The following is a 12,627-nucleotide window of genomic DNA, read 5'->3' on the forward strand; positions in this document are numbered from 1 at the left end:
GAATGCATCTATACATATAAGAAAAACCCTCACCCCTCAGGAGACACGCATGAAAAAAACCGTTCTGGCCATGGGCGCGCTGGCGCTTTCCCTGTCTTTCACCGGCGCGCACGCGCAAATTTCCGATGGCGTCGTCAAGGTGGGCATCCTGACCGACATGTCCGGGCCGTATTCGGCCATGGGCGGGCGCGGCTCCGTCGTCGCCAGCCAGATGGCCGTCGAGGATTGCCTGAAGGCCGAATGCAAGGGTATGAAGATTGAAATCCTCTCGGCCGACCACTTGAACAAGGCCGACATCGCCGCCTCCAAGGCGCGCGAATGGATAGACCGCGACAAGGTCGACGCCATCGCCGACCTGACCAATTCCTCGGTGGCCCTGTCCGTGCAAAAGCTGATGAAAGAGAAGGGCGGCATCGCCATGTTCAGCGGCCCGGCCACGGGGCGCCTGACCAATGAAGACTGCTCGCCGAACGGCTTCCACTGGATGTTCGACACGTATTCGCAGGCAGCCGGCACGGCGGCGGCGCTGACCAAGCTGGGGCAAAAGTCGTGGTACTTCGTCACCGTCGATTACGCGTTCGGCCATTCGCTGGAAAAGGACGCCAGCGATGTCGTCAAGCGCAACGGCGGCACGGTGCTGGGCGCCGTGCGCCATCCGCTGAACGCGTCCGATTTTTCGTCCTTCCTGGTGCAGGCGCAAGGCTCGAAAGCGCAGGTGATCGGCCTGGCCAATGGCGGCGCCGACACGGTATCGGCCATCAAGCAGGCGCGCGAATTCCGCATCGGCAGCGGCAAGGACCAGCGCCTGGCCGCCTTGCTGGTGTTCCTCTCCGACGTGCATGCACTGGGGCTGGAAACGGCCCAGGGCCTCGTCTACGCGGACGGCTTTTACTGGGATTACGATGACCGCAGCCGCGCGTTTGCGAAACGCTTTGAAGCGCTCAACAAGGGCGCCAAGCCGACCATGGTGCAGGCGGGCGTGTATTCCAGCGTCTACCACTACCTGAAATCGGTGGCGGCGGCCAAAAGCGACGATTCGAAGATCGTCGCCCAGAAGATGCGCGAGCTGCCCATCAAGGATGCCGTCATGAACAACGCCTCGATCCGCCCCGACGGCCGCGTGATCCACGACATGTACCTGGTGCAGGTCAAAACCCCGGCCGAATCCAAAGGCGCGTGGGATTACCTGAAGGTGCTGTCGACCATCCCCGCCGACCAGGCCTTCAAGCCGATGGATGCGGCGGCGTGCAACCTGGTCAAGAAATAACCATCGAATACCTTACGGAGCCTCACATGAACCAAGCCCTCACTCACGCAGTCACCCCGGTCCCCGCCGTCCCCCTGCACATCGGCGGCAAGCACCACGCCTCGAGCAGCAGCGAATGGCGCGACGTCGTCAACCCGGCCACGCAGGAAATCGTCGCCAGGGTGCCGTTTTCCACGCCCGACGAAGTCAATCTGGCCGTCGCCACGGCCAAGGAAGCCTTTAAAACCTGGCGCAATACCCCCCTGGCGGCGCGCATGCGCATCATGCTCAAGTACCAGCACCTGATCCGCGAAAACATAGTCGCCCTGGCCGAACTGATCACGCGCGAACATGGCAAGACCTTGCCCGACGCGGAAGGGGAGGTCATGCGCGGCCTGGAAGTGGTGGAGCACGCGTGCTCGATCGCCACCCTGCAACTGGGCGAAATCGCGGAAAACGCGGCCACGGGTGTCGATGTCTACAATATCTACCAGCCGCTGGGCGTGGGCGCCGGCATCACGGCCTTCAACTTCCCCGTCATGCTGCCGTGCTTCATGTTCCCGATTGCCATCGCCTGCGGCAATACGTTTGTCTTGAAACCGTCGGAACAGGACCCGTCTTCGACCATGTACCTGGTCGAACTGATGTACCAGGCGGGCTTGCCGGCCGGTGTGCTGAACGTCGTGCATGGCGGCGCCGACGTCGTCAACATGCTGTGCGACCATCCCGACATCAAGGCCGTCTCCTTCATCGGTTCCACCCACGTGGGCACGCATGTGTACCGCCGCGCCAGCGAATCGGGCAAGCGCGCGCAATCGATGATGGGCGCGAAAAACCATTGCGTCGTGCTGGCCGACGCCAACAAGGAACAGGCGATCAATAACCTGATCGGCGCCGCCTTCGGCGCGGCCGGCCAGCGCTGCATGGCCAATTCTGTCGTCGTGCTGGTGGGCGAGGCCCGTTCCTGGCTGCCGGAAATCGTCGCCCGCTCGCAGGCCCTGAAAGTGGGGCCGGGCAGCGACCGTGATGCCGACCTGGGGCCGATGGTGTCGAAAGCAGCCATGCAGCGCGCGGAAAAGCTGATCCAGGCGGGCGTGGACGAAGGCGCGCAATTGCTGCTCGACGGCCGCGGCCACAAGGTGGCCGGCTACGAAGGCGGCAATTTCATGGGACCGACGATTTTCTCGAAGGTGGCAGCGTCGAATTCCGTCTACACGCAGGAAATCTTCGGCCCCGCCATGTGCGTGGTGGAGACGGACACCCTGGACCAGGCCATCGCCTTCATCAACGCCAACCCGAACGGCAACGGCACCTCGATCTTCACTTCGTCCGGCTGGGCGGGGCGCAAGTTCCAGAGCGAAATCGACGTAGGGCAGGTGGGCATCAACGTGGCCATTCCCGTGCCCGTCGCCTACTTCAGCTTCACGGGGTCGCGCGCGTCGAAGCTGGGCGATCTGGGCCCGAACGGCAAGCAAGCCTTGTACTTCTGGACGCAGACCAAGACCGTCACGGCGCGCTGGTTCGCCCCGGACGACGGCGGCAGCGGCGTCAATACCACCATTTCGATGAAGTAAGGAGGCGGCGATGAGCACCAATATCGTTTTCATCGGCCTGGGCAACATGGGCTTGCCCATGGCGCAGAACCTCGTGCGGGCCGGCCATGCGGTGACGGGTTTCGACTTGCTGCCGGCCAGCGTGCGGCAATTCGCCGACGGCGGCGGCCTGGTCTCCGATGACCAGGCGGCGGCGATAGGCCAGGCCGACATCGTCATCACGATGCTGCCGGCCAGCCGCCACGTGCTGGGAGCCTACCTTGGGGACGCGGGTATTTTGGCGCAGGCGCGGCCCGGCACCCTGCTGATCGACTGTTCGACGATTTCCACCGAGGCGGCGCGCCAGGTGGGCCGCGCGGCGCAGGACAAGGGCATGCCGATGCTGGACGCGCCCGTCTCGGGCGGCACGGCGGGCGCCACCAACGGCACGCTGACCTTCATGGTGGGCGGCGAAGAATCCGCGCTGGCGGCGGCGCGGCCCTACCTGGACGTCATGGGCAAGGCGATTTTCCACGCGGGCGGCTCCGGTTGCGGCCAGACGGTCAAGATCTGCAACAACATGCTGCTGGGGATACTCATGATCGGCACCAGCGAAGCCATACGCCTGGGCGTGGCCAATGGCCTCGATCCCAAGGTGGTGTCCGACGTGATGGCGAAAAGCTCGGGCCGCAACTGGACCCTGGACGTGTACAACCCATGTCCTGGCGTGGCCGAGAACGTGCCCGCGTCGCGCGGCTACACGGGCGGCTTTGGCGTCGATTTGATGCTGAAAGACCTGGGGCTGGCCGTGGAAAGCGCGCTGGCCAGCGGAGCGAGCGTGCCGCTGGGCGCCTTGTCGCGCAACCTATATAGTTTGCACAGCAAGGCAGGGGCGGGCGCGCTGGATTTTTCCAGCATTTATCAACTGCTGGGCGAGAAGGCTTAAGGCTGTTGCGCCTGCAGGGCCGCCAACTCGGCCCTGGCTTTTTCCAGCTTGCCTTCCAGCTTGGCGATCTTCTTCGGCTCCTTGTTCGCTTCCTGGGCCAGGCGCAGCGAACGCTCCGTCTGGTTCACCTTCGCTTGCGCCTTGACGATTTTCTTGTTGTGGCGCTCGATCAGGGTACTGTCGCGGCAGTGGGCGTTGACTTCGTCGAGCGCGCGCGTCAGGCCCGCGACCTTGTCGGACAGGCCCTGTTCCTGCGCCTGGTGCAATTCGCTGCGGATGCTTTCGCGCTTGGCGGCGCAGCCGGCCAGCTGGGTGTCGGCGGCGCTGGCGCCCACGGAGGCTGCGGCCAGCAGCAGGGTCAAGGCGGTTGTGGCGAGGCGGTTCATGGCATTCCTGTGTAAGTGGTGGGCTCGTGCAATGTAAGCCTGCCGGCTTGCCCTGTCAAACTTCTTGTGCAGTGCGCGCCTGTCTGGCATGGCATCGGCTACCATGCGTGTTTTCTTCTTCCCGACACCTTCGCATGCCCAAGAAACTCCTCTTGCTGATTCCTTTCCTGCTGCCGTTGCCGCTCCTGGCCCAGACCCCGCCCACCTTGCTCGACCTGCAGCTGCTCGCCATCAAGGTCAGGGCGGATGCGGCTAGTCATAGCCCGGAAAGCATCGCCGAATTTGAGCAGGCACGGCGCGTGGCGGAAACGGGCGACGTGGAGGCGCAGCTGGACCTGGCGCGCATGCTGCAGCTGGGCGTCGGCACGCCGCAAGATACGGCGCAGTCGATGGCCTGGATACGCAAGTCGGCCGAAGGCGGCTATGCGCCGGCGCAGGCGGCCATGGGGGTGGCCTACACCTTGGGCGGCAAGGTGCCCATCGACCGCGTGCAGGGCGAATACTGGCTGCGCCGGGGCGTGGCGCAGGGCGATGCAGAGGCGCAAACCATCCTGGCGATGGAATACATCGATGGCGACAGCAGTGCCGAAGAGCAGGCGCTGGCCATCACCTGGCTGAAGGCGGCGGCGAACGAACAGCACTTTGTGCCCGCCTACAATGCGCTGGGCGAGCACCTGATGCGCGCAGCCGTCGATGAACAGGATCGCGGCGAGGCTTTCCACTGGTATTACAGATCGGCGCGTGAAAAGGAGCCGGCCGGCATGCGCAACCTGGCCCGCGCATATGAACTGGGCCTGGGCGTGGCGCAGTCGGACAAGTGGGCCCTGGTCTGGTACGAGCGGGCCGGATGGAGCGGCGACGTGCCCGCCATGCGGCGCATGATCGAGGTGTACGTCAAAGGCGAACTGGGAGAACAGGCGAATGCCGAAGACGCGGCCGAATGGCGCGGCAAGCTGGCAGAGAAGGAAAACAAATGAAGACCATCCTGTTGGTATTGAGCCTGGCCCTGGCGCAGAGCGTGCTGGCGCAGCCAGCGTCCACCAACGCACCGCGCCAGCATCCGGCGCTGGTCGAATTCGATATGTCCGGCCTCGATGACATGCGCGCAAGGGTGCGGGCCGTGGTCGACCGTCCTGCCGACCTGTCGCCGGACAAGGTCGCCGCCTTCGGGAGGGCGCGCCTGGCTGCGGAAGGGGGAGATGCGGCCGCCCAGCTGGAGTTGGCGCAGATGCTGCACGGCGGCGAAGGCACGCCGCGCGACGTCGACGCCGGCCTGGCGTGGATGCGGAAATCGGCCGCAGGCGGCTATGGCCCGGCGCAGGCTTTCCTGGGCGTGGCCTACACGCTGGGGCAGGGCATGGCCGTCGACCGCAAGCTGGGCGAATACTGGTCGCGCAAGGGCGCCGCGCAAGGCGTGGAGCTGGCCAACTTCACGGTGGCCATGCATTATGAAAATATCCGCAGCAGCCCGGAAGAACAGGCGCACGCGCTGCACTGGCTGAAGTTCTATGCGGAAAACGGCTTCATCCCCGCCTACAATGAAATCGGCTACCGGCTGATGATGACGGCGCAGGACGAGGCGCAGCGCAAGCAGGCATTCACCTGGTACATGCGGGCGGCCAAGGCGCTCGATCCCTCCGGTTTGAACAATGTGGCGTACTCGTATGAAGTGGGGCAGGGCGCGCCGCAGAGCGACGAGGCGGCCCTGGGCTGGTATGAAATGGCCGCCATCGCCAAAAGTCCGCCCGGCCAGACGGGCTTTGCGCGGCTGCTGGAGCAGGGCCGTGGCGGCCCGACCCGGCAAGGGCCGGCGCCCAAGCCCTTCGCGTTGTACCTGCTGGCGGCGAAGCAGGGCGCCCTGGAAGCCATCGAACGGCTGGTCAAGGTGTACGATAGGGGCGAGCTGGAACAGGCGGCCGACCCCGCGCAAGCGGCCCTGTGGCGCGAAAAACTCAGGCTGGCCAAGACTCCCTGAGCGGGCATGACGGCGCGGGGACGGCATGCTATCATCATTGTTATCGATAACAATATCATGAGAGACCCATGAATCCCGATTTCCGCTCCAGGGACATGCTCGAAAAGCATATCCAGCACACGATGCATTTTTATCACCCGCGCGCGATTGATCCCAGCGGCGGCTTTTATCACTTCTTCCTCGATGACGGCACGGTGTACGACGCCAGCACGCGTCACCTGGTCAGCAGCACGCGCTTCATCTTCAATTACGCCATGGCGTACCGCCACTTCGGCGATGACGGTTACCAGGCGGCCCTGCGCCACGGCGTGGCCTTCCTGCGCGACGTGCACCGCGACCTGGCCACGGGCGGCTATGCCTGGCAACTGTCTTGGAAAGACGGCGTCAAAACGGTGGAAGACGGCGCCAATCACTGCTACGGCCTGGCTTTCGTGCTGCTGGCCTATGCGCACGCCTTGCAAGCTGGCGTGACGGAAGCGCGCGCGTATCTGGACGAGACCTTCGAATTGATGGAGCAGCGCTTCTGGCTGCCCGAACACGGCCTGTATGCGGACGTGGCCAGCGCCGACTGGTCCACCCTGGACGGCTACCGGGGTCAGAACGCCAACATGCACGCTTGCGAAGCCATGCTGGCCGCGTTCGAGGCGACGGGCGAAGCGAGATATCTGCACCGCGCCGAAACCCTGGCGCACAACATCACGGTCCGTCAGGCGGGTCTGGCGAACGGCATGATCTGGGAGCACTACAAGCCCGACTGGTCGATCGACTGGGATTACAACCTGCACGACAAGAGCAATATCTTCCGTCCGTGGGGCTACCAGCCCGGCCATTTCACGGAATGGGCCAAGCTGCTGCTGATCATGGAGCGCCACAGCCGGTTCATGGCCGGCCCGTCGGACTGGCTGCTGCCGCGCGCGCGCGCCCTGTACGACACGGCGCTGGCCAAGGCCTGGGATGGCGCTCATGGCGGCATCCACTACGGTTTCGGCCCGCAGGACGAGATCTGCGACGGCGACAAATACTTCTGGGTGCAGGCGGAAAGCTTCGCGGCCGCCGCCGTGCTGGTCGTGCGCACGGGCGACGAGGCTTACTGGCATAGCTACGACAAGATATGGGACTACAGCTGGACGCACTTCGTCGACCATGAACACGGCGCCTGGTACCGCATCCTGACGCCTGAAAATCAAAAAATCAGCAACGAGAAAAGCCCGGCCGGCAAGACCGATTACCACACCATGGGCGCCTGCTATGAAGTGCTGAACGTGATCGGCGGTGCCGCATGAGCGCCGCCAATTTCCCACGCTTTGTGTCGGCCGGAGAAGCGCTGACGGACATGCTGCGTACGGGCGCGGACTCCTGGAACAGCCAGGTGGGCGGTTCGACGTGGAACGTGGCGCGCGTGATGGCGCGCCTGGGCGTGCCCAGCGCCTTTGCGGGCGGCGTCAGCCTGGACGTTTTCGGCGACGCGCTGGCCGTAGCCACCGAGGCGGCGGGCCTGGACATGCGCTTCCTGCAGCGCCATGCGAAGTCGCCGCTGCTGGCCATCGTGCATGAACTGCATCCGCCTACGTATTACTTCATCGGCGACGACAGCGCCGACCTGCATTTCGACGCGTCGCTCTTGCCGGCCGGCTGGATGCAGGGGGCGCAATGGGTGCATTTCGGCGGCATCAGCCTGGCGCGCGAACCGCTGGCGGGCAAGCTGGTGGCGCTGGCGCAGGAACTGAAGGCGGCTGGCGTGAAGATCAGCTACGACCCGAATTTCCGCATCATGATGGATGAACGCTACGACGCCACCTTGCGCCGCATGACGCAGCTGGCCGACGTGATCAAGGTGTCGGACGAAGACCTGGCGGGCCTGTTCCGCCATGACGACATCGATGGCGCGTTTGCCACCCTGCGCAGCTGGAATCCGCAAGCCACGTATTTGTATACGCGCGGCGCGCAAGGCGCGGCGCTGTACCAGGGCGAGCAGACATGGCAGGCGGCGCCGCCCGTCATCGAGGTGGTCGATTCGGTGGGGGCGGGCGACGCCAGCATTGGCGGCTTGCTGTACAGCCTGATGTACCGGCCCGAGGCCGATGGCGGCCAGCATTTGCGCTTTGCCGTCGCGGCGGGCGCGGGCGCCTGCCTGGCGGCCGGTGGCGCGCCCCCTTCGGTGGAACTGGTGGAGTCGCTGGTGCAGCGCACGGTGGTGCGCTAAGTGGCGCTCGACGGGTTGGTGGGGGGCAGTCACTTCGCGCCCGGAATGTGCCCCACTGGAGTACATTCCCCCGTCGAAGCCCGCGCCATCAAGGTAAACGCCATCAAATGATGCGTGGCGGGCGCCGTTTCTCCGGCACGGCGCTGGCGGATTTCGTCGATGACGAGATTGACGGCGGCGCGGGCCATGTCGGCGATGGGCTGGTGGATGGTGGTCAGCTCGGGCCAGACCGTGGTGGCGACGGGCGTGTCGTCGAAGCCGCACACGCTCAATTCCGTCGGTACCTGCAAGCCCATGCCGTGCGCCACGGCCAGGGTGGCGGCGGCCATGTCGTCGTTGCTGGCGAAGATGGCGCTGGGATGCGGCGCTTGCGCCAGCAGCTGGCGCGCCGCGTCGAGACCCGAACGATACGTAAAGTAACCTTGCGCCACCCTGTGCGGCGCTACCCGCAAACCCGCTTCCCGCATGGCGTCCTCGAAAGCCTGGCGGCGCAGCAGGGCCGGCGTGTGCGCCGGATCGCCCTCGATGAAGCCGATGTCGCGGTGGCCCAGCGCGAGCAAATGGCGCGTCATGGCCAGCGCGCCCTCGTAATCGTCGATGCGCACGGCCGAAACGCCGGGCGAGGGGCGCGCCGTGGCCACGGCGATGGCCGGGATGCCCATCCGGTTCAGCTGCGCCAGCACTTCCGGCGAATCGCACAGGGGCGGCGGCACGAGGATGCCGTCCACGCCGGCCGCCACCAGGCAATCGATGCCGGCGCGCTGGCTGTCCAGGTCTTCGCAGCATTCCAGCAGCAACTGGCCGCCGCCCTGGCGGCATTGATCCATGGCGCCAACTAAAAATTCGCTGAGGAAGGCCGCGCTCGGATTGCTGTACAACAGGCCGATGCGCAGGGTGCCCGTGCGGGCTGCCCTGGCCGCGAGGTTGGGCTGGTAGTGCAGGCTGGCGATCGCCGCCTCGACCTTGTCGCGCGTGGCCGCGCTGACGCTGGCGCGCCCGTTGATCACGCGCGACACCGTCATGGCCGACACGCCGGCCACGCGCGCCACGTCGTGCACGGTGGCGCCGCTGGCGGCGTCGGAGGAGGTGGGGGCGGCGTGCGCCGCCTTATTCGAGGTGGCCACCGAATTTCAGCTTGCCGCTGATGCGCATGCCATGCAATTGCCCCTCTTCCAGTTCGGCGGCGCTGGTGCGCTGCGCCGTGTCGCGCCGCGCCAGTCCCACCGACAGGATATCGAGCATCATCAGCTGCAGCAGGCGCACGATCATGGGCACGAAATTGAGGTTGCCTTCCGGGTGGTTCAAGGTCAGCAGCACGTCGGCCAGCTTGGCCAGCGGCGAACCGCTGGCCGTGATCGCCAGCACGCGCGCGCCGCAGCCCTGCGCCACCTTGACGGTACGCAGCAGGTCGGGCAGGGCGCCGGAACGGGAAATGACCAGCGCCACGTCGCCTGGCTTGAGCATGGCGGCGCTCATTTCCTGCGCCTGCGGGTCGGCAAAGAAGCTGCTGACGATGCCCAGGTTGAGCAATTTGTGCTGCATGTCGTCGGCCACCACGCGGGCGCTGCCCACGGCCAGCAATTCCACGCGCTGCGCGCCGCGCAGCAGTTCGATGGCGGCCGTCAGCGCTTTGACGTCGAGCATGTCGCGCAGGGCCAGCGCGGCCGAGGCGTTATTGCCCAGCACCTTGCGCGCCAGTTCGGCGTCGGAATCCGATATCTCCACGTGGCAGTGGGCCACCGTGATGGCGCCGCCCGTCAGGCCGGACGCCAGCTTCAATTTGAAGTCGGCCAGGCCCTGCACGCCGATCGAGCGGCAAAAGCGCATCACGGTCGGCTGGCTCACGCCGACGCGCTGGGCGATTTCGGCAATCGGCAGGGTCAGCATGGCGTTCGGCTCCTTCAAGACCCAGTCGGCCACCTTGCACTCCGAGGGGCTCATCCTGCCGCGCGCCTGGCGCACGGATTCGAGCACGGGCGCGCCGGAATGGGCGCGCTTGAGCTTTTGCGCCAGGATGGCGGCGATGCCGAGGAAAGTCGGCAGTTCGGCCGTGATCAGAAAGGTGGGAATCTGCGCGAGGTACTCGTTCAGGCGGCCTTTTTGCTCGAAGCGGGCGCGGAACTGCGACTGTTCGAACAGGGGGCCCAGGCGCGGCACAATGCCCCCGCCTATATAGATGCCGCCCAGCGCGCCCAGGGTCATGGCCACGTTGCCGGCGATGGAGCCGAGGATGGCGCAGAAGCAGTCCACCGCTTCGAGGCACACGTCGCATTCATTGTTCAGGGCGCGGCTGGTGATTTCGGCTGCCAACAGCGGCAGCGCATCGGGCTTGCCGGCGCGCTCGGACAGGGCGCGGTAGATCAGTTCCAGGCCGCGCCCGGAAGCGAGGCGTTCGGCCGAGACGTGCGACAGCTCGCGCCAGGCGAAGGACAGCACGTCCATCTCGCGCTGGTCGCAGGGCGCGAAGCTGACGTGGCCCCCTTCGCTGCCCAGCGCGATCCAGCGGTCTTCGGCGGGGATCATGCCCGACACGCCCAGGCCTGTGCCCGAACCGAGCAGGCCGATGACGCTGTCGGCGCGCGCCATGCCACCGCCGATCTGCAGGCGCTGGTCGGGCCGCAGATAGGGCAGGGCCATGGCCAGCGCCGTGAAGTCATTCACCACCAGCAGGGTGTCGAGGCCCAGCGTGGCGCGCATGGCCTCGATCGAGAAGAACCAGTGATGGTTCATCATGCGGATATTGTCGTCGTCGATGGGATTGGCGATGGCGATGGCCGCATGGCGCACGCGCGCCGAACCGGCGGCGCGCGCCTCGCTGCTATCCATATAGGCGGTGATGGCGTCGAGCAGCGAAGCGTAGTCGTCGCAGGGCAGCACGGCGACCGCTTCCAGGTGGCCCTGGCGCGTTTCGAGCACGAAGCGGGCGTTGGTGCCGCCAATGTCGGCCAGCAAGCGCGGCCCTTCACTGAAACGCTCCGCCGGATCGCTGCCTGCTACTTCCATTTTTTCATCTATTTTCATGGCGGTGCCTAGTCTCGTCTGCGTGCGCTGTCTTGGCGGCGCACTGTCGTTATGGCAAAAACCAAGGATTTTAATTCGTATACGTGCCGCGTGCCGAAAAATGCGGGACGCCTGCGTAAATGCTTGTCCGCCGTGCCGGAAACGGGCGGCGCTAGCGGAAAAAACAGGGCAGTCAACGCGCCTGTCGGTACGCAAATAAAGTGTCGCAGAGTAGTCGTAGGATTACAACATAATATGTTGATATTTGTTCGTAGTATAGTTACTATGTCCCTGCTGGAAAGAATTCTGGCCAGTACATTCGGCCACGAATGACTAGATAAAAAATAAATTACTGAGGAGACTTACCATGCTGCATCGCACCATGTTGAAGGCCGTGTTGAAAACGCTGCCAGCTGCCATCGTCTTAGCCATCGCCAGCGGTTCCGCTGCCGCCGACCCGATGTACCCATCCGACTCCGAAGGCTTCCACGGCTACCTGCGCGCAGGCGCCGGCAGCAATACGTCGGGCGACGGCGGTTCGCAAGGCTGCTTCGGCCTGGGTGGCAACACCATGAAATACCGTCTGGGCAATGAGTGCGACGCCTACACGGAATTCGGCTACACCAAGTCCATCGCCAAGTCCGGCGGCGTGAACTACCTGGCCACCATCTGGGTCAACGCTTATGCGCCAAACTCGGATTTCGGCGACAACAAGCTGGGCATCGTCAAGGCCTACGTCGAAGCGCAGGGACTCGACTTCCTGAACGGCGGCACGGCCTGGATCGGTAAACGTTTCTACTACCGTCCTGACATCCACATGCTGGACTTGCAATACATCAATATGAACGGCACGGGCGCCGGCCTGGACCGCATTCCTGCTGGTCCTGGTAAATTCTCGTATGCCTTCTTCAAGGACAACGACTTCAACGAACGCAATGACGACGGCACCATTCGTGGCACCAAGTCGGCCGTGCGCCAGAACTTCATCTACGGCGAGATTCCCGTCAATGAAAACGGCACGCTGGACCTGGCCGCGACCTACATCATCGGTGAAGGCAAGGACAACGACTTGTACGGCAAGAAACACAATGGCTGGCAGCTGTCGGCCTTCCACCGCCAAGGTAAAGTGTTTGGCGGTGGCAATACCTTCGGCGTGCAGTACGGCGTCGGTCCCGGCACGGGCAAGGGCGCGCAGTTCGGCGCTTCGGGCGACACCAGTTTCGGTTCGGACGTCAAGCGCACGCGTATCTTCAATGACATGGCGATCCAGCCGATGGCCAACTTCGGCATGGAATTCGTTGCCCTGTGGCAAAAAGACGAGTCGAACGCCAACGGTTCC

At 64.8% G+C, this 12,627-nt stretch carries 11 protein-coding genes; 8 read left to right on the forward strand and 3 right to left on the reverse strand.

Annotated elements, in window-relative coordinates; all coding sequences use genetic code 11:
* Positions 1–49: 49 nt before the first annotated feature.
* From NCG91_RS22450 to mmsB, 3 genes are read left to right on the forward strand one after another with little or no spacing between them, the layout of a single operon-like run.
* Complete coding sequence (locus NCG91_RS22450) at positions 50–1,267, forward strand: ABC transporter substrate-binding protein (protein WP_251351264.1); 1,218 nt, start codon at positions 50–52, stop codon at positions 1,265–1,267.
* A 26-nt stretch (positions 1,268–1,293) separates the two neighbouring features.
* Positions 1,294–2,820, forward strand: a complete 1,527-nt coding sequence (locus NCG91_RS22455; RefSeq protein ID WP_251351265.1) for a CoA-acylating methylmalonate-semialdehyde dehydrogenase — start codon at positions 1,294–1,296, stop codon at positions 2,818–2,820.
* A gap of 10 nt (positions 2,821–2,830) precedes the next feature.
* Positions 2,831–3,724, forward strand: a complete 894-nt coding sequence (gene mmsB / locus NCG91_RS22460; RefSeq protein ID WP_251351266.1) for a 3-hydroxyisobutyrate dehydrogenase — start codon at positions 2,831–2,833, stop codon at positions 3,722–3,724.
* Here mmsB and NCG91_RS22465 read toward each other — a convergent pair.
* Positions 3,721–4,110 (reverse strand): DUF1090 family protein, encoded by a 390-nt coding sequence (locus tag NCG91_RS22465; RefSeq protein ID WP_180278561.1) that lies wholly within the window; start codon positions 4,108–4,110, stop codon positions 3,721–3,723. The genes mmsB and NCG91_RS22465 overlap by 4 nt on opposite strands.
* A 134-nt stretch (positions 4,111–4,244) precedes the next feature.
* Between NCG91_RS22465 and NCG91_RS22470 the strand changes: the two genes are divergently transcribed.
* The 4 genes from NCG91_RS22470 (at position 4,245) to NCG91_RS22485 (ending at position 8,288) form a co-directional block, all read left to right on the forward strand.
* On the forward strand, positions 4,245–5,087 hold the full coding sequence (locus NCG91_RS22470) for a tetratricopeptide repeat protein (RefSeq protein ID WP_251351267.1): 843 nt from the start codon (positions 4,245–4,247) through the stop codon (positions 5,085–5,087).
* A complete protein-coding gene (locus NCG91_RS22475) occupies positions 5,084–6,085 on the forward strand; it encodes a tetratricopeptide repeat protein (protein ID WP_251351268.1) in 1,002 nt (333 codons plus the stop codon). Before NCG91_RS22470 ends, NCG91_RS22475 begins: the two co-directional genes overlap by 4 nt.
* Positions 6,086–6,153: 68 nt before the next feature.
* Positions 6,154–7,368 (forward strand): AGE family epimerase/isomerase, encoded by a 1,215-nt coding sequence (locus NCG91_RS22480; RefSeq protein WP_251351269.1) that lies wholly within the window; start codon positions 6,154–6,156, stop codon positions 7,366–7,368.
* Positions 7,365–8,288, forward strand: coding sequence for a carbohydrate kinase family protein (locus NCG91_RS22485; RefSeq protein ID WP_251351270.1), 924 nt, complete (start codon positions 7,365–7,367; stop codon positions 8,286–8,288). Before NCG91_RS22480 ends, NCG91_RS22485 begins: the two co-directional genes overlap by 4 nt.
* A gap of 29 nt (positions 8,289–8,317) precedes the next feature.
* On the opposite strand, the gene NCG91_RS22490 is transcribed toward NCG91_RS22485, so the two are convergent.
* Positions 8,318–9,412: a LacI family DNA-binding transcriptional regulator gene (locus tag NCG91_RS22490; protein ID WP_251351271.1), complete on the reverse strand. Its 1,095-nt coding sequence runs from the start codon at positions 9,410–9,412 to the stop codon at positions 8,318–8,320.
* A complete protein-coding gene (locus tag NCG91_RS22495) occupies positions 9,396–11,309 on the reverse strand; it encodes a glucokinase (RefSeq protein WP_099380657.1) in 1,914 nt (637 codons plus the stop codon). Before NCG91_RS22495 ends, NCG91_RS22490 begins: the two co-directional genes overlap by 17 nt.
* A 346-nt stretch (positions 11,310–11,655) precedes the next feature.
* On the opposite strand from NCG91_RS22495, the gene NCG91_RS22500 reads away from it, so the two are divergent.
* Positions 11,656–12,627 (forward strand): carbohydrate porin (locus tag NCG91_RS22500; protein WP_251351272.1); only part of this gene is annotated, 972 nt, incomplete at its 3' end.

It is taken from the genome of Janthinobacterium kumbetense (genome assembly GCF_023703445.1).
GTDB classification, from domain to species: Bacteria; Pseudomonadota; Gammaproteobacteria; order Burkholderiales; family Burkholderiaceae_D; genus Janthinobacterium; species Janthinobacterium kumbetense.